This is a genomic window from Xenorhabdus sp. KK7.4 (assembly GCF_963876465.1).
Classification (GTDB): Bacteria; Pseudomonadota; Gammaproteobacteria; order Enterobacterales; family Enterobacteriaceae; genus Xenorhabdus; species Xenorhabdus stockiae.
Genome location: NZ_CAWNQF010000034.1, coordinates 1 through 570, shown reverse-complemented (window position 1 = coordinate 570; position 570 = coordinate 1). Strand labels below are relative to the sequence as shown.

Sequence of the window (570 nt, the reverse complement as noted above, 5' to 3'; positions counted from 1 at the left end):
CTGGACTTGGCTTTGAAATTGGATCGGTAGCTAAGACCAATTGATCATAAGTACATCGTACTGAGACCAAAAGGTGATCAAGGGTTTTTACACAGTCTGGGCACTGAGCTAACTATCAGATTAAAGATGAAATAATACAATTATGGGTTGTATAAAAAGCAGACTTTGTTGGCACTGCCAACAAAGTCTAAAAAATCATCTTTTATTCAATATATTATAAATATTAATTAATGTTACTTCCGGCGTTTCTTAGCAAAATCATACGGAGTGATATGTTTTTCCCGGTTGGCATCCAGATAATCGGCCCACCATTGCACCATCAGTCTCCGTTCATCCAGATGCTTAGAGGTGTGAATATAGGCAGCTCTGACGTTTTTTCTTTCTACGTGGCTTAATTGGCGCTCGATCGCATCATCATTCCATAATCCTGATTCACCCATAGCCCCGCGCGCCATTGTTCTGAATCCATGACCGCAAACATCGGTTTTGGTATCGTAGCCCATGCCACGCAAGGCGTTATTAACCGTGCTTTCACTCATGACCTTTTGTGGATCGTGATCGTTAGGGAAC

Annotated in this window: 1 protein-coding gene; it reads right to left on the bottom strand. The window is 41.8% G+C overall.

Going from position 1 to position 570, the window contains the following annotated elements:
• Nucleotides 1-233 precede the first annotated feature (233 nt).
• Nucleotides 234-570 (bottom strand): tyrosine-type recombinase/integrase (locus AACS90_RS04340; protein WP_371635764.1); only part of this gene is annotated, 337 nt, incomplete at its 5' end.